We start from the raw sequence: 16,547 nt of genomic DNA, 5'->3' as shown, positions 1-16,547 counted from the left end.
GACAGCTGCGGAGCCGGGCTGCAGCGAATCTTGCGAGGGGCGAGACACCGAGGCTACAGTTGATTTAACTGTTACCGGATGTCACATGAAATCCGGCCCCCGGCTCTTCGAGGACACGACATGGCCTATGTGATCACCCAGACGTGCTGCAACGACGCGAGCTGCGTCGCCGTGTGCCCGGTGAACTGCATCCATCCCACACCCGAGGAGCGGGAGTTCGCGCAGACCGAGATGCTGCACATCGACCCGCAGGCATGCATCGACTGCGGCGCGTGCGCGGATGCCTGCCCGGTCGAGGCGATCTTCCCGGAGGACCGGCTCACCGAGGCTCAGGCCCGGTTCAAGGACATCAACGCCGACTACTACACGGCGCACCCGATGCCCGAGAACTGGATCCCGCTGACGCCCGTCCCGGCCCCGCCGCGGGGGCAGGGCACGCTGCGCGTCGCGGTCGTCGGTGCCGGTCCGGCGGCCTGTTACGCCGCGCAGGAACTGCTCGAGCGCTCGAACGTCGAGGTGGACATGTTCGACCGGCTCCCCACCCCCTGGGGCCTGGTCCGCAGCGGTGTCGCACCCGACCACCCCGGCACCAAGGCCGTCACCGAGTCGTTCGAATGGTCCTTCCGCCGCGACGCGTTCGCCCTGCACCTCGACGTCGAGGTCGGCCGCGACATCGACCACGCCGAGCTGCTCGCCCATCACCACGCCGTCGTCTACGCGACCGGGGCGTCCGCCGACCGCAACCTCGGCATCCCCGGCGAGGACCTTCCCGGCAGCCACGCCGCCACCGAGTTCGTCGCCTGGTACAACGGCCACCCCGACTACGCCGACCGCGTCTTCGACCTCTCCGGCGAACGCGCGGTCGTGGTCGGCAACGGCAACGTCGCCCTCGACGTCGCCCGCATCCTCACCATGGACGTCGACGAGCTGGCCCGTACCGACATCGCCGATCACGCCCTCGAGGCGCTGCGCCGGAGCAACATCCGCGAGGTCGTCCTGCTGGGTCGCCGCGGCCCGGCCCAGGCGGCCTACAGCAACCCCGAATTCCTCGCCCTCGGCGATCTGAACGGCGTCGATGTCGTCGTCGACGAGGACGAGCTCGAGCTCGATCCCGCCAGCGCGGCGCTCGCCGCCGCGGACCCGGCGGTCGCGATGCGCATGCGGCTCGCGCGCGAGTACGCGCGCCGCGAGCCCCGGCCGGGGAACAAGCGCATCGTGTTCCGCTACCTCGTGTCGCCCACCGGGATCGAGGGCACCGAACGGGTCACCGGACTGCGCGCGGTGCGCAACGACCTGATCGCCGGTGACGACGGTGTGCTCGTCGCCCGGCCCGCCGGGCAGGTCCTGCACGTCGACGCGCAGCTGGTCCTGCGCTCGATCGGCTACCGCGGGGTCCCCCTCCCGGGAGTGCCGTTCGACGAGCGACGGGGGATCGTCCCCAACGAGGGCGGGCGGGTCACCACTGCCGGACCCGGCGTGTACGTCACCGGGTGGATCAAGCGCGGTCCGAGCGGCGTGATCGGAACCAACAAGGCATGTGCCAAGGAGACGGTCGCGGCCCTGCTCGCCGACTTCGACGCCGGCCGGCTCGCCCGTCCGGCCGGCGGCCGGCGGGAACTCGACCGCCTGCTCGGGCAGCGGCGGCCCACCCGGGTGGGCCTGAGTGGATGGCACGAGATCGACGAGGCCGAGCGGGCGGCCGGCCGCGCCGCCGGCCGGCCGCGCGTCAAGCTGACCGACCGCGCCCGCCTCACGGAGACCGCGGCCGGGCGCCCGCGGTCGGGGCGAAGCCTGCTGCGGCTGGTGCGCCGATAATCGATTGGGGCTTCGCCTGCGTCGGGACTAGTATCTTTCGGCGGTGCCCGGCACCGCCCGCGGCGACGTCCGCCGGGGAAGCGCAGGCCGGGATGTCGATCCGCCGCGCTGTCGGGGCGCGCGCTGGTCGCCGGGCACGTCGAGGGTGACACGCGGCTCGCGCCGAGATGGTCGTCGCCGCACGGTACGACGTGGTGCCCGGACCCTCGATCCCATCCCGGCAGCTCTGCCTGCCCTCGCGCCTCGAGAGGACCGACCCATGACAGCCCCCCATGCGGGCCCGGCCGCCGCGCCGGCGAGCGACAAGCTCGACGCGGCAGTTCTGAAGATCGCGTCGGTGGTGGTGCTCGGCGCCATCATGTCGATCCTCGACGTGACCGTCGTCTCCGTCGCCGTGCCGACGTTCATGGACGAATTCGATTCCAGCTACGCGACCGTCGCGTGGACGATGACCGCCTACACGCTGGCGCTGGCCAGCGTGATTCCGCTCACGGGCTGGGCCGCGGACCGGTTCGGCACCAAGCGCCTGTACCTCGCCGCCCTCGTCCTGTTCGTCGCCGGGTCCGTGCTGTGCAGCATGGCGTGGGACATCACGTCGCTCATCGGGTTCCGCGTGGTGCAGGGCCTGGGCGGCGGCATGCTCATGCCGCTGGGCATGACGATCATGACCCACGCCGCGGGACCGCACCGGGTCGGCCGCGTGATGGCGGTGCTCGGCATCCCGATGCTGCTGGGCCCGATCGGCGGCCCGATCCTCGGCGGCTGGCTGATCGACACCGCCAGCTGGCAGTGGATCTTCCTGATCAACCTGCCCATCAGCGTCGTGGCCCTCGTCGCCTCCGTGCTGATCCTGCCGAAGGACCGTCCGAGCCGGTCCGAGTCCTTCGACTTCGTCGGCATGGCGCTCCTGTCGCCGGGCCTGGCGCTGTTCCTGTTCGGCGTCTCGTCCATCCCCGAGGTCGGCACCGTCGCCGCGACGCGGGTCGTCGTTCCGGGCGCGATCGGCGCCGTGCTGATCGTCGCGTTCGTGTTCCACGCCTTGCGTGCCCGGAACCCGCTCATCGACCTGTACCTGTTCCGCAACCGCCAACTGACGTTCGCGGTGCTCACCATGTCGGTGTTCGCGATCGCGTTCTTCGGCGCAGGGCTGCTGTTCCCCAGCTACTTCCTCCAGGTGCGGGGCGAGTCCACCCTGGCGGCGGGCATCCTGCTCGCGCCGCAGGGCCTCGGCGCCATGCTCACCATGCCGGTCGCCGGCCGGCTCGTCGACCGGATCGGACCCGGGAAGATCGTGCTCGTCGGCCTGACCCTCGTCACGCTCGGCATGGCCGTCTTCACGCAGGTGGGCACGGACACGTCGTACGTGCTGCTGCTCGGCGCGCTGTTCGTCATGGGCATGGGCATGGGTGCCACGATGATGCCGACGATGACGGCCGCGCTGCAGACGCTGACCCATCAGAGCGTGGCCCGCGGGTCGACGCTGATGAACATCGTCCAGCAGGCCGCCGGCTCCGTGGGCACCGCGACCATGTCGGTGATCCTGAGCAGCCGCCTGGTGACCCCGGCGGGGGCGCCCGAGGGCGGCGGGCAGATGGACTCGGCAGCTCTCGCACAGCTGCCCGCACCGGTGCAGGAGTCGCTCCTCACCTCGCTCGCGGACGCCTTCGCGACCACGTTCCTCGTCGCGACCGTCCTCATGGCGCTCGCGGTGATCCCGGCGCTGTTCCTGCCGCGCACGCGCGTCGAGCATCCGGCCGGGGAGGGACTGCAGCCGGTGGCCGTCCACTAGCCGTCCGTCCGGAGAGGGGCCGTGACGTACGTCGCGGCCCCTCTCCGCGTCTGCGGCTAACCTCGTTCCGGCAGCACGACGGCGACCCGAACGGACGACCCCATGAGCATCGAACCCACCCACCGAGGCCCCGCCGCGACGGACGAGGCACCCGGACAGCCGCGTCTGTGCCGGCGCGCCCTCTTCGGTGGTGCCGGTGCGGTCGCGGCCGCCGCAGTCCTGTCCGCCTGCGGCGCCGAGGCCGGCCAGGGTGGCGCCGACGGCACCGCCGCCGCACCGACCACGCCGCCGGAGCCCGGTCCGGACGCCGCGGTCGTGGCCGCCGCGGCCGACATCCCGGTGGGCAGCGGCGTCCTGTTCGCCGACAAGCGTCTCGTGGTGACGCAACCCGTCGCCGGGGACTACCGGGCGTTCGTCGCGCTGTGCACCCACTCGGGCTGCAACATCACCGGCGTCGAGGCCGACGAGATCGTCTGCGACTGTCACGGCAGCCGGTTCCGTCTGGACGGGACCGTGAGCAAGGGTCCCGCCCGCAAGCCGCTGAAGGCGCGTCCGGCCGCGGCCCGCGGAGCGGACGTCGTCGTCGACTGATGCGGGCGATTCGCTGAGCGGGCGGGCCGCGGGGGAGTAGATTCGACCGCACGATCATCACTGCAGTGCGGACCGGCAAGGGGACCCCATGGTGCGCAGGGGGCCGTTGATCACGTTGGCGGCGGTGGTGGCGCTCGCCGCGGTTCTGCTCGCGGTCAACGTCTCCCAGGAGGACGAAGGCCCCACGCCCGGCCCGGCCGCCACGTCCGCGCCGGTCCCCACCGCGACGGCTGCGCCCTCGACCGCCGTGGCCTTCCCCGCGCAGGCCACCTACGTCGCGCAGATCCCCGTCGCCACCGGAACCCTCACGCTCGCGATCGCCGTCGAGGGTGAGGACGCCGTCGCATACGCGTGCGACGGCAGCGCAGTCGAGTCGTGGCTGTCGGGCGACGCGGAGGACGGCAGGCTCGAGCTCGAGGGCCGGGAAGGTGCCCGCCTCGACGGCGAGTTCGACGGCACGACGGTGCGCGGCACCCTGTGGCTCGGGGACCGGAGCTGGACCTTCGACGCCGCGCCGGCCGAACCCCCGGCCGGCCTCTACCTCGCGAACGTGGGCGACGTCAGGGCGAGCTGGATCGTCACGCAGGACGGGACGGTCACCGGTGTGCGCCGCGCCGGCGACGGCGGCACCGCGCCCGCCCCGGCCCTGGCGCCGGACGGGACGGCGGTCGTCGACGGGGTGGTCGTGACCGCCGACCCGGTGTCCGGCAGCGACACATTCTGACGGTGCCACCGCACGGTGACACCGGGAGGAGGACGGATGAGCACACCGCAGGTCCATCCCGTCGCACGGCCGCGAACGGCCCCCGTCGTGGTCGCGTTCCTGGTGGGCGCCCTCGTCGCGGTCGGGCTCGGTGTCTACGGCAACGTGCACGAGCCGACCTTCTTCTCGATCAACCTCGCCGGGTTCTCCAGCCCGACCGCCGTCAAGGCCTGGCTGGCGACCCTCGCCGGCGTGCTCGCACTGGTTCAGCTCGTCTCGGCGGCCGTGATGTACGGACGGATGCCGGGACTGCGGGCGCCGAGCTGGATCGGGACCCTGCACGTGTGGTCGGGCCGGCTCGCGGTGCTGGCCACCGTCCCGGTCGCGGTGCACTGCCTGTACGCGCTCGGTTTTCGTACCGGCGAGCCGCGGGTGCTGTGGCACTCGCTGGCCGGATGCCTGCTCTACGGGGCGTTCGTGGCCAAGATGCTGCTGCTGAGCCGGCGAGGCCTGCCGGGATGGGCGGTTCCGGTGGCCGGCGGTGCCCTGTTCACGGCGATCGTGGTCGTGTGGACGACCTCGGCGCTGTACTTCTTCCGCACGACGGGCCTCACGTTCTGACGGTCCCACCCCCACTAGTTCCTCCCACGATCGGAGCCGGAAAATGGATCTCGAGCAGTTTCCCGTCAGCCGCCGTTCGGTGCTCCTGGGTGCCGGGGTGGCCGCCGTCGCCGCCACGGCGGCCTGCAGCACCTACGGCGACGAGCCGGCCTCCGGGCAGACCTCCGCGGCGGAGGACGCCGGCACCGGGGCGGCCGCGGGACAGCCCCTCGCGGCCGTCGCCGACATTCCCGTGGGCGGGGGACAGGTCTTCCCCGATCAGAAGGTCGTGGTGACCCAGCCGGCGGCGGGCGAGGTGCTCGCGTTCAGCGCGATCTGCACCCATCAGGGCTGCACGGTCGCGGCCGTGCAGGACGGCACGATCAACTGTCCCTGCCACGGCAGCCGGTTCAACCTCGACGGCACCGTCGCGAACGGACCCGCCGCGCGTCCCCTCGAGAGCAGGGCCGTCACCGTCGAGAACGGCGAGATCACCCTCGCCTGACCAGGTTCGCCGTCGCACCTCGACGGTCCTACCGGGCGGCACCGGGATAGGGTCGACGGCGTGACCAGACCTCTGCGCGACTGGCGGCCGCGGGCGTTGCGTGAAGGCGCCGAACCCGACGCCCGCTTCACCCTCGCGAACGAACGCACGTTCCTCGCGTGGATCCGCACCGCGCTCGGCGTCATCGCGGCGGCCGTCGCGCTCGAGACCTTCGCCGGCGACGTCGTGGGGCCGGTGGTGCGGACCACGCTGTCGTGCACGCTGCTGGTGTTCTCCGCGCTCCTGGTGATCGCCGCCCTGCGGCGCTGGCTGCAGATCGAGGCCGCGATGCGCACCGAACGTCCTCTGCCGCCGCCGCGGATCGCCTTCCTGCTCGCGGCGATGCTGGCGGTCGGGGCTCTGGCCCTCGCCGCGGCGCTCCTCATATGACCGTGCCGCCACGGTCCGGTCCACGACGCGAGCCGGGCCGGCGATGAGGCACGACGATCCCGGACTGCAGCCCGAGCGCACCACACTGGCGTGGCTGCGCACGGCGACCGGGCTGGGCGCCGTGGTCCTGCTGTTCCTGCGCCTGGCGCCCGGCCCCGCACCGGTGGTGGTCACGATCGGCCTGCTGTGCCTGGTGCCGGCGCTCGTGCTGCTCGTGACGAGCGGGCGGGAGCACCGGGCGCGGGTGAGGCGCTTCATCGAGGGACGCGCGAGGCATCACTGGTGGCGCAACATCGTCCTGACCGTCACGGTCGTCGTCCTGGCCCTCGCCGCCGCCACGCTCATCATCACGTCGCAGGTGTGACCGCCGCACCGTCGCCGTTCCAGCCGAGGAGCCGAGGCTCCTGACGAGACCGGGCCGGGCTGGGCGATCTACTCCCGTGTCAATCGGGCACGGAGCCGTGGAAGGCCCACGCCCGGGCGGTCAGCGCGATCCGACCGGCTCGGTCGCGGCGCAGTCGGGCATCGAGTACCGTCCGCAGCTCGGCTCGGCGCCGTGCCGGCAGTGACATGCAATATCCGGGGGCGGGTCCCTGACCGCCGAGGAACGGCGCCCAGAAATCGTCGAAGTCGGCGAACACGGTGGGAACCTCGAGGGGCTGAATCCGCACCCCGGTGAGGCCTGCAGACGCGAGAAGGTCGTGGAGGGGATCGGGCCGGCAGAGCGGGAAGCGGACACCCTCGTCCCGGTCCCGCGCCGCTTCGTCCAGTTCGACGGCCGCATCCCAGAAGGCGCGAATCATCTCCATGCCCTCGGCGTAGTCCCACACGTAGCCCCCGATCGTCCCGCCCGCTCGGGTGACGCGGCGCATCTCGACGAGACCCTCGAGCGGATCGGGAAGAAAGTTGAGGACCAATCCGGATACGACGCGGTCGAACTCACCGTCCACGGCCGGGATCGCCGCAGCGGTACCCGGCCGGACCTCGAAGCGGGGATCATCGACCGTGGTGCGGGCCGCCGCGGCGAAGCCCTCGGACGGCTCGACCCCGACGACCCGGGCCGGTTCCTCGGCGACAAGGACGGCGTGTGCGAGAGCGCCTGTCCCGCACCCCACATCGCACCACGCGGCGCCCGCGCCGGCAGGGGGCAGCCATTGCAGGAACTTCGAGGCGACCGGGCGGCTCCAGCGACCTATATAGCGCTCGTACGCCGCGGCGATCTCCCAGGCGTCGGCGACGTGATCCGTCATCGCGGTCTCCCTCTCTCCGACCCCGGGCAGTCGACCTGTCCGGGCCGTCGCCGTTGCCTACGAACCGGAACCGGACTCACGGCCGGATCGGCGGTCGAGATCGATCACCCGGGCGCCGCCCTGCGCCGCGGCCACCCGTGTCTCGGTGCCGTCCTCGGTCACGGCGACGATCTCGCACCGGCACAGCGCCTGTCGCCGGCTCGAGTCGACGACCGTCGCCGCGGCCCGCAGCAGCGTGCCGCGGCCCGGACGCAGGTAGTCGATCGTGAACCCGGTGGTCACGATCGACGAGCCGAGCACGGTTCCCGCCGCGAATGTCAGGGAATTGTCCGCGGCGTAGGCCAGCACGCCGCCGTGCACGAACCCGAACTGCTGCAGCAACTCCGGACGCAGCGGGATCTCGAGCACCGCGCGGCCCGGCTCGTACGCGGTGACCCGGGCGCCGACCAGCACGCTGAACGGTTGGGCCGCGAGCACCGCCGCCGCGTCGTCCACCCCTCGAAGTTCCACGGCCTGCAGTCTGCCCCACCATGCCGGATCGTGGGCGGACATATCATTCGCGCATGACGCGGTCACCTCATTCGCCGACGGTTCGCTGGCCGGACCTCGCCGCTCTGGAGCTGCTCGTCGGCATCGACGATCACGGCGGCCTCGGCGCGGCCGCCCGGGCCGCGGGCGTCGCGCAGCCCAATGCCAGCCGGGCGGTGCGCCGCCTCGAAAAGCAGCTGGGGACCGTGCTCGTGCGCCGGGGGCGGGCCGGTTCCGCGCTCACCCCGGAGGGCACCGTGGTCGCGCACTGGGCGCGGCAGACGCTCGCCGACGCCCGTCGCCTGCTCGACGCCGCCGCGGCGTTGAGTGCCGACCGGCAGGCCGAGCTGACCGTGGCGGCCAGCATGACGGTCGCCGAACACCTCATCCCGCGCTGGCTGGGCCGCTTCCGCGGTCTCCGGGACGACGTGCAGATCCAGCTGCAGGTCCACAACTCTCGGCAGGTCTGCGACGCGGTCGCGGAGGGCCGGTGCCATGTCGGGTTCGTCGAGGCTCCCACCGTCCCCCCGGGACTGCACAGCACCCCGGTGGCGCGGGACCGGCTGGTGGTGGTCGTCACGCCGGGGCACCCGTGGGCGCGGCGCCGGCGCCCGCTCACCGTCGCCGAACTGGCGGCGACGCCGCTCGTCGTGCGCGAGGAGGGCTCCGGGACGCGGCACACGCTGGATCTGGCCCTCCGGGAGTTCGCGCGGCCGGCGCCGCTGCTCGAGCTCGGCAGCGGCGCCGCGGTGCGCACCGCGGCCCTCGGCGGCGTCGGTCCGGCCGTGCTCAGCACCCTCGCCGTGGCCGATCACCTCGCGTCCGGCGAATTGCGGACCGTCGAGGTCGAGGGCCTGGATCTGACCCGCACGTTGCGCGCGGTGTGGCGCCCACCCCGCAAGCTCGCCGGCCCGGCCGGGGACCTGGTGCGGATGATCGTCCGCGGCGCCTGATGTCGTCGCCCCCTGGCGTGCTTCGTCTTCCCGAAGCGCGACACCGAAAGACGGCTGCTCGCGTCGTACCGCGCGCAGGACGGCCGCGCCGAGCCGGCGGGGGACGAACGGCAGGAGGCCGCGCCTGGGGACGCGGACGGCTAGCGCGGCTCGCCGCTGCCGCGCAGGGCGCCGACGCCGGCGACGATCACCAGCGCGATGCCCACCGCCGCGACGGGCTGGACCCACTGGCCGAGCACCAGCGCGCCCGCCAGGGCCGCCGCCGCCGGTTCGAGAGCGATGAGGATCGCGAACACGTTCTTCGGCAGATCGCGCAGCGCCCGCATCTCCAGGCTGTAGGGGACCACGGAGGACAGCAGGGCCACCGCCGCTCCGGCGACCAGGATCGCGGGATCGGCCAGGTCGGCGCCGGCGGTTCCGAGACCGAGGGGCAGCACGAGCGCCGCGGCGACGGTGGTGGCGACGGTCAGGCCCGCCGCGCCGGAGACGGTGGCGGCCACGTGCGAACCGGCGACGATGTACCAGGCCCAGCCGGCGGCGGCGAGCAGCGCGAAACCGACCCCGGCCGGGTCGAGGGCGCCGCCGTCCCCGCCGAGGCCGCGTGCCCCGAGGAGCGCCACCCCGGCCAGCGCGAGCGCCACCCACAGCGCGTCGCGGGGGCGGCGGGAGAGCACCGCGGCCAGGGTGAGCGGCCCGAGGAACTCGATCGTGACCGCCGCCGCGAGCGGCAGCCGGGCGATCGCCACATAGAAGAAGGCGTTCATCACGGCCAGGCTCGCCCCGAGCGCGACCACGCCGCGCCACTGCGCCGGGCGCCAGTACCGCACCGACGGCCGCACCACCGCCCACAGGATCATCGCGGCGAGCGTCAGCCGCAGCGTCACCGTGCCGAGGGCGCCGACGTCGTCGAACAGGGTGCTGGCGAAGGCCGCCCCGAACTGCAGGGAGAGCACCGAGCCGAGCACGGCCGCGACGGGCACGGTCCGGCTGCCGCCCCGTGGGGCCGGTGCTGTGCCGCTCATCCGTCCTCCGAAGCCTGGGGGATCCGCCGTTCCGTGTGCGACGAATGTTGCCGCACGGGAGCACGATCGGCGGCAGGCGCGACCACAACCAGAAAAACAATCACGAGTGCTTGATTTTCTGCGCCCCGGGTGTGACTCTGGTCGCATGACGGAGCTGCAACCGCTTCTCGACGACCTGCGTGCCGAGGGCGAGTCCCTCGACGCCCTCGTCGCCGACCTCCCGGACGAGCGCTGGGCGACCCCGACCCCCGCCGAGGACTGGACCATCGCCCACCAGATCGGTCACCTGCTGTGGACCGATCGCGCCGCCCTCACCGCCGTCGAAGACCCGGAGGCGTTCGTCGCCGGGCTCGGCGAGATCACCGATCCGGACCGGTTCGTCGACGACGGGGCGCGGGAACAGGCCCGTCGCCCCCCGGCCGAGTTGCTCGCCGACTGGCGTGCCGCCCGTCGCGCCCTCGCCGACGCCCTCGCGGCCGTCCCCGCCGGAACCAAGATCGTCTGGTACGGCCCGCCGATGAGTGCGGCCTCCATGGCGACGGCGCGGCTGATGGAGACCTGGGCCCACGGCGGCGACGTGGCCGACGCGCTCGGCGTCACCCGCCGCCCCACGCACCGGCTGCGCCACATCGCCCATCTCGGCGTCCGCACCCGCGACTTCGCCTTCGCCGTGCACGGCCGCACCCCACCGGCCGAGCCGTTCCGCGTCCGCCTCACCGCCCCCGAGGGGCAGGAGTGGACCTGGGGGCCCGACGCCGCCACCCAGACCGTCACCGGATCCGCCCTCGACTTCTGCCGGCTGGTGACCCAGCGGATCCACCGGGCCGACACCGACCTCGTCGCCACCGGACCCGACGCCGAGGCGTGGCTCGACCTCGCACAGGCGTTCGCCGGTCCGCCCGGCGGCGGCCGCGCCCCGGAAGGAGCCACCGCGTGAGCGCCCCCACGGCCGGACGCGCGGTGCGCATCGGGAACTGCTCCGGCTTCTACGGCGACCGGCTCGCGGCCATGCGCGAGATGCTCGAGGGCGGGGAACTCGACTACCTGACCGGTGACTACCTCGCCGAGCTGACCATGCTGATCCTCGGCCGGGACCGGATGAAGGACCCGGCGCTCGGCTACGCCAAGACGTTCCTGCGCCAGCTCGAGGACTGCCTCGGGCTCGCCGTCGACAAGGGCGTGCGGATCGTCGCCAACGCCGGCGGACTCAATCCCGCCGGGCTGGCGACGGCCGTGCGCGACCTGGCCGGCCGGCTCGGCCTCGACGTCACCGTCGCGTACGTCGAGGGCGACGACCTCATCGCCCGCGCCGCCGAACTCGGCCTGGCCGCCGATCCGCCGCCGCTGACCGCGAACGCCTACCTCGGGGCGTGGGGCATCGCCGAGTGCCTCACCGCCGGCGCCGACATCGTCGTCACCGGCCGCGTCACCGACGCCTCCGTGATCGCCGGCCCTGCCGCCGCCCACTTCGGCTGGGCCCGGGACGATTTCGATGCCCTGGCCGGCGCGGTCGCGGCGGGACACGTGATCGAGTGCGGCACCCAGGCCACCGGCGGCAACTACGCGTTCTTCACCGAGATCGCCGACCTCGAGCGGCCCGGCTTCCCGATCGCCGAGATCGACGCCGACGGCAGCTCCACCATCACCAAGCACCCGGACACCGGCGGGGCGGTCACCGTCGGCACCGTGACCGCCCAGCTGCTGTACGAGGTGACCGGTGGCCGCTACGCCGGACCCGACGTGACGACACGCCTCGACTCCGTCCGGCTCACCCAGGACGGACCGGACCGGGTCCGCATCACCGGGGTCCGCGGTGAGGCGCCCCCGCCGACGCTGAAGGTCTCCCTCAACGCCCTCGCCGGATTCCGGAACGAAGCGGTGTTCGTCCTCACCGGCCTCGACATCGAGGCCAAGGCGGCGCTGGTGCGCCGGCAGATGGAGGCGAGCCTGCCCGCCCGTCCGGCCGAGCTCGAGTGGACCCTCGCCCGCACCGACCATCCGGACGCCGACACGGAGGAGGCGGCCAGCGCCCTGCTGCGCTGCACCGTCCGCGACCGCGACCCGCAGGTCGTCGGCCGCGCCTTCTCCGCGGTCGCCGTCGAGTACGCGCTTGCCAGCTACCCCGGCTTCTCGCTGACCGCTCCGCCCGGCAACGGCCAGCCGTACGCCGTGTTCACCCCCGGTTACGTCGACGCCGCCGAGGTGCCGCACACGGCGGTCCTGCCCGACGGCAGCCGTGTCCCGATCCCGCCCGTCACCCCGACGCGCCCACTCGAACCCGTCGCCGAGCCCGAGCTGCCCGCGCCGCTACCCGTCGGGCCCACCCGGCACGCGCCGCTCGGGCTCGTCGCCGGCGCCCGCAGCGGCGACAAGGGCGGCGACGCGAACGTGGGGGTGTGGGTGCGCACCGACGACCAGTGGCGCTGGCTGGTGCACACCCTCACCGTCGACGCGTTGAAAACCCTTCTGCCCGAGTCGAAGAACCTCATCGTAACCCGCCACGTGCTGCCGAACCTGCGGGCGGTGAACTTCGTGATCGAGGGCATCCTCGGCCGCGGCGTCGCCTCACAGGCCCGCTTCGACCCGCAGGCCAAGGGCCTCGGCGAGTGGCTGCGCAGCAGATATCTCTACATCCCCGAGACCCTCCTGGAGGACCCCGAGATGGAGGACCCCGAGATGGAGGACCCCGAGATGGAGAACCCCGAGATGGAGAACACCGAGTGAGCATCTGGGACACCCCCGAACGCCGCGAGCTGCGCTCGACCGTCCACTCCTTCGTCCGGCGCGAGGTCCTGCCGCATCTCGCCGCGTGGGAGCGCGACGGCGAACTGCCCCGCGAACTGCACAAGAAGGCCGCCGCCCTCGGACTGCTCGGCGCCGGATTCCCCGAGGCCGTCGGGGGGTCCGGCGGCGACGCGGCGGACACCCTCACCGTGTGCGAGGCATTCCACGAGGCCGGCGCCTCCGGTGGTGCCTTCGCCTCCCTGTTCACCTGCGGCATCGCCCTGCCGCACCTCGTCGCCGCCGGCGACGGTGCGCAGATCGCGAAGTGGGTCGAGCCGACCCTCGCGGGCGAGCTCATCGGCTCCCTCGCGATCACCGAACCCGGCGGCGGCTCCGACGTGGGGCACCTGACCACCACCGCCGTGCGCGACGGCGACCACTACGTCGTCAACGGCGCCAAGACCTACATCACCTCCGGCTGCCGCGCGGACTTCGTGGTGAGCGCCGTCCGCACCGGCGGCAGCGAACGTCCCGGCGCTGCCGGGATCTCGCTGCTGGTGATCGAGAAGGGCACCGAAGGATTCACCGTCTCGCGCAAGCTCGACAAGATGGGCTGGCGCGCCTCCGACACCGCCGAACTGTCCTTCGTTGACGTGCGCGTGCCCGTCGAGAATCTCGTCGGCACCGAGAACAGCGGCTTCGCGCAGATCGCCCAGGCCTTCGTCTCGGAGCGGATTGCCCTTGCAGGCCAAGGCTATTCGAGCGCACAGCGGTGCCTGGACCTCACCGTGGCGTGGTGCCGCGACCGCGAGACGTTCGGCCGGGCGCTGATCTCCCGGCAGTCGGTGCAGCGCACCCTCGCCGAGATGGCCCGGCGCATCGACGTCGCGCGCGTGTACGGCCGGCGCGTCGTCGAGCGAGCCCTCGTCGGCGACGGCGACCTCGTCGCCGAGGTGTGCTTCGCCAAGAACACCGCCGTCGAGGCCGGCGAATGGGTCGCGAACCAGGCCGTGCAGCTGTTCGGCGGGCTCGGCTACATGGCCGAGTCCGAGGTCGAACGGCAGTACCGCGACATGCGCATCCTCGGCATCGGCGGCGGCACCACCGAGATCCTCACCGAACTCGCGGCGAAACGATTGGGGTACACCGCGTGAGCATCCTGCAGACGACCCTCGACCCGGCCTCGGCGGAGTACGCCGCCGCGGCCGAGGCGATGACCGCCGAACTGGCCGCACTCGAGACCGAGCACGCCAAGGCCCTCGCCGGCGGCGGGGAGAAGTACGTCCGGCGCCACCACGAACGCGGCAAGCTGCTCCCGCGCGAACGCATCGAACTGCTGCTCGACCCGGATTCCCCGTTCCTCGAGCTGTCCCCGCTCGCGGCGTGGGGCACCGAGTTCCCGGTCGGCGGCAGCACCGTCACCGGGATCGGCGTCGTCGAGGGCGTCGAATGCCTGATCGTCGCCAACGACCCCACCGTCCGCGGCGGCACGAGCAACCCGTGGACCCTGCGGAAGGGGTTCCGCGCCAACGACATCGCGATGCAGAACCGGCTGCCGGTCATCTCCCTCGTCGAGTCGGGTGGCGCGGACCTGCCCACCCAGAAGGAGGTGTTCATCCCCGGCGGGCGCATGTTCCGCGACCTGACGCAGCTGTCCGCCGCCGGCATCCCCACCGTCGCGCTCGTGTTCGGCAACTCCACCGCGGGCGGGGCCTACATTCCCGGCATGTCGGATCACGTGGTGATGATCGAGAAGCGCTCGAAGGTGTTCCTCGCCGGGCCGCCGCTGGTGAAGATGGCCACGGGCGAGGAATCCGACGACGAATCCCTCGGCGGCGCGGAGATGCACGCCCGCACCTCCGGGCTGGCCGACTACTACGCGGTCGACGAGCCCGACGCGATCCGTATCGGCCGGGGCATCGTCCGTCGCCTGAACTGGCGCAAGCAGGGCCCCGAGCCCCACCCGGATGTGCGCGAACCACGTTACGACCCCGAGGAACTGCTCGGAATCGTGCCGGCCGACCTCAAGGTGCCGTTCGACCCGCGCGAGGTGATCGCCCGCATCGTCGACGATTCCGACTTCGACGAGTTCAAGCCGCTCTACGGGTCGTCCCTCGTCACCGGCTGGGCCCGTCTGCACGGCTACCCGGTGGGCATCCTCGCCAATGCCCGCGGCGTGCTGTTCAGCGAGGAATCCCAGAAGGCCACCCAGTTCATCCAGCTCGCCAACCGTGCGAACACACCACTGCTGTTCCTGCACAACACCACCGGCTACATGGTCGGCCGCGAGTACGAGGAACGCGGCATGATCAAGCACGGCTCGATGATGATCAACGCCGTCTCCAACTCGAAGGTGCCTCACATCTCGATCCTGCTCGGCGCCTCCTACGGGGCCGGCCACTACGGCATGTGCGGCCGTGCCTTCGACCCGCGGTTCCTGTTCGCCTGGCCCAGCGCCAAATCCGCCGTGATGGGAGGCGCCCAGCTCGCCGGTGTCATCTCCATCGTCGGACGCGCCGCCGCCCAGGCGCGCGGCCAGGCGTTCGACGAGGCCGCCGACGAGGCGATGCGCGCGGCGATCGAGAACCAGATCGAGGCGGAGTCGCTGCCGATGTTCCTGTCCGGCCGGCTCTACGACGACGGGGTCATCGACCCGCGCGACACCCGCACCGTGGTGGGGATGTGCCTGTCGGCCATCGCCAACGCGCCGATCGAAGGCACCGACAGCTTCGGTGTCTTCCGGATGTGAGGCAGCTGTGAACCACACCGACACCGTCACCACCGTGCTCGTCGCCAACCGCGGCGAGATCGCCCGCCGGGTGTTCGCCTCCTGCCGGCGCGCCGGCCTCGGCACCGTCGCGGTGTTCTCCGACGCGGACGCCGACAGCCCCCACATCGCCGAGGCCGACGCCGCGGTGCGCCTGCCCGGCACCGCCCCCGCCGACACCTACCTGCGCGGCGAGGCGATCATCGCCGCCGCCCGCGCGGCGGGGGCCGACGCGATCCACCCCGGATACGGGTTCCTCTCGGAGAACGCCGAATTCGCGCGGTCGGTCCTCGACGCCGGGTTGACCTGGATCGGGTCGGGCCCGGACTCGATCGCCCGGATGGGTTCGAAGGTCGAGGCCAAGAAGATCATGGCCGACGCCGGCGTGCCGGTGCTGGCCGAGCTGGACCCTGCCGCGGTGACCGAGGCCGACCTGCCCGTGCTGATCAAGGCGTCCGCCGGGGGCGGAGGCCGCGGCATGCGGGTGGTCCGCGACCTGGCCGAGCTGCCCGACCAGCTCGCCGCGGCCCGGCGCGAGGCACAGTCCGCGTTCGGCGATCCGACGGTGTTCTGCGAGCGCTTCCTCGAGACGGGCCGGCACATCGAGGTGCAGGTCCTCGCGGACCGGCACGGGACCGTGTGGGCGGTGGGGGAGCGGGAGTGCTCGATCCAGCGCCGCCACCAGAAGGTGGTCGAGGAGGCGCCGTCGCCGCTCGTCGAGGCCACGCCCGGGATGCGGGAGCGGCTGTTCGAGGCGGCCCGGCGCGCCGCGCACGCCATCGACTACGAGGGCGCGGGCACCGTCGAATTCCTCGCGACCGGAGCGACGGGGGGTGTCACCGGGGCGAGCGGAGCGACGGGGGGTGTCACC

17 protein-coding genes are annotated in these 16,547 nt (G+C 72.8%); 14 read left to right on the top strand and 3 right to left on the bottom strand.

The genetic code is table 11. The features are described from left to right. The first annotated feature begins 120 nt into the window (after positions 1-120). The 8 genes from G6038_RS23850 (at position 121) to G6038_RS23815 (ending at position 6,796) form a co-directional block, all read left to right on the top strand. The gene (locus G6038_RS23850; protein ID WP_165040354.1) at positions 121-1,815 is read left to right on the top strand and encodes an FAD-dependent oxidoreductase; all 1,695 of its coding nucleotides are present in this window, start codon (positions 121-123) and stop codon (positions 1,813-1,815) included. A 259-nt stretch (positions 1,816-2,074) separates the two neighbouring features. Continuing rightward, positions 2,075-3,604: a DHA2 family efflux MFS transporter permease subunit gene (locus G6038_RS23845; protein WP_165040352.1), complete on the top strand. Its 1,530-nt coding sequence runs from the start codon at positions 2,075-2,077 to the stop codon at positions 3,602-3,604. 102 nt (positions 3,605-3,706) lie between these two features. Then, positions 3,707-4,195, top strand: coding sequence for a Rieske (2Fe-2S) protein (locus tag G6038_RS23840; protein ID WP_165040350.1), 489 nt, complete (start codon positions 3,707-3,709; stop codon positions 4,193-4,195). A gap of 88 nt (positions 4,196-4,283) precedes the next feature. Further along, positions 4,284-4,919, top strand: a complete 636-nt coding sequence (locus tag G6038_RS23835; RefSeq protein WP_165040348.1) for a hypothetical protein — start codon at positions 4,284-4,286, stop codon at positions 4,917-4,919. A 36-nt stretch (positions 4,920-4,955) separates the two neighbouring features. Next, positions 4,956-5,519, top strand: a complete 564-nt coding sequence (locus tag G6038_RS23830) for a DUF6529 family protein (protein ID WP_165040347.1) — start codon at positions 4,956-4,958, stop codon at positions 5,517-5,519. A 43-nt stretch (positions 5,520-5,562) separates the two neighbouring features. Next, on the top strand, positions 5,563-6,003 hold the full coding sequence (locus G6038_RS23825) for a Rieske (2Fe-2S) protein (protein WP_165040345.1): 441 nt from the start codon (positions 5,563-5,565) through the stop codon (positions 6,001-6,003). Between the two features lie 60 nt (positions 6,004-6,063). Then, positions 6,064-6,432, top strand: coding sequence for a DUF202 domain-containing protein (locus G6038_RS23820; protein WP_165040343.1), 369 nt, complete (start codon positions 6,064-6,066; stop codon positions 6,430-6,432). 43 nt (positions 6,433-6,475) lie between these two features. Further along, complete coding sequence (locus tag G6038_RS23815; protein WP_165040341.1) at positions 6,476-6,796, top strand: DUF202 domain-containing protein; 321 nt, start codon at positions 6,476-6,478, stop codon at positions 6,794-6,796. A 79-nt stretch (positions 6,797-6,875) separates the two neighbouring features. Here the strand turns inward: G6038_RS23815 and G6038_RS23810 are convergent, their stop codons facing one another. Together G6038_RS23810 and G6038_RS23805 are read right to left on the bottom strand one after the other, a co-directional pair. Further along, complete coding sequence (locus G6038_RS23810; protein ID WP_165040339.1) at positions 6,876-7,682, bottom strand: class I SAM-dependent methyltransferase; 807 nt, start codon at positions 7,680-7,682, stop codon at positions 6,876-6,878. 57 nt (positions 7,683-7,739) lie between these two features. Continuing rightward, the gene (locus G6038_RS23805; RefSeq protein ID WP_165040365.1) at positions 7,740-8,177 is read right to left on the bottom strand and encodes a PaaI family thioesterase; all 438 of its coding nucleotides are present in this window, start codon (positions 8,175-8,177) and stop codon (positions 7,740-7,742) included. Positions 8,178-8,245: 68 nt separating this feature from the next. Here G6038_RS23805 and G6038_RS23800 point away from each other — a divergent pair, with 68 nt between their 5' ends. Then, a complete protein-coding gene (locus G6038_RS23800; RefSeq protein WP_165040337.1) occupies positions 8,246-9,163 on the top strand; it encodes a LysR family transcriptional regulator in 918 nt (305 codons plus the stop codon). 140 nt (positions 9,164-9,303) lie between these two features. On the opposite strand, the gene G6038_RS23795 is transcribed toward G6038_RS23800, so the two are convergent. Beyond that, positions 9,304-10,185, bottom strand: a complete 882-nt coding sequence (locus tag G6038_RS23795) for an EamA family transporter (RefSeq protein ID WP_165040335.1) — start codon at positions 10,183-10,185, stop codon at positions 9,304-9,306. Positions 10,186-10,330: 145 nt separating this feature from the next. On the opposite strand from G6038_RS23795, the gene G6038_RS23790 reads away from it, so the two are divergent. The 5 genes from G6038_RS23790 to G6038_RS23770 all read left to right on the top strand — a co-directional run. Continuing rightward, positions 10,331-11,122 carry a TIGR03084 family metal-binding protein gene (locus tag G6038_RS23790; RefSeq protein WP_165040333.1) on the top strand — a complete coding sequence of 264 codons (792 nt, stop codon included), beginning with the start codon at positions 10,331-10,333 and terminating at the stop codon, positions 11,120-11,122. Continuing rightward, positions 11,119-12,909 (top strand): acyclic terpene utilization AtuA family protein, encoded by a 1,791-nt coding sequence (locus G6038_RS23785; protein ID WP_165040331.1) that lies wholly within the window; start codon positions 11,119-11,121, stop codon positions 12,907-12,909. Before G6038_RS23790 ends, G6038_RS23785 begins: the two co-directional genes overlap by 4 nt. Further along, positions 12,906-14,063, top strand: coding sequence for an acyl-CoA dehydrogenase family protein (locus tag G6038_RS23780; protein ID WP_165040329.1), 1,158 nt, complete (start codon positions 12,906-12,908; stop codon positions 14,061-14,063). Before G6038_RS23785 ends, G6038_RS23780 begins: the two co-directional genes overlap by 4 nt. Further along, the gene (locus tag G6038_RS23775) at positions 14,060-15,658 is read left to right on the top strand and encodes a carboxyl transferase domain-containing protein (RefSeq protein ID WP_165040327.1); all 1,599 of its coding nucleotides are present in this window, start codon (positions 14,060-14,062) and stop codon (positions 15,656-15,658) included. Before G6038_RS23780 ends, G6038_RS23775 begins: the two co-directional genes overlap by 4 nt. Before the next feature lie 7 nt (positions 15,659-15,665). Beyond that, a partial coding sequence (locus G6038_RS23770; protein WP_165040325.1) for a biotin carboxylase N-terminal domain-containing protein occupies positions 15,666-16,547 on the top strand: 882 nt, incomplete at its 3' end.

The organism is Rhodococcus sp. 14C212, from assembly GCF_011058195.1.
Taxonomy (GTDB): Bacteria; Actinomycetota; Actinomycetes; order Mycobacteriales; family Mycobacteriaceae; genus Rhodococcus; species Rhodococcus aetherivorans.
This window is presented reverse-complemented; position numbering and strand designations above follow the sequence as displayed.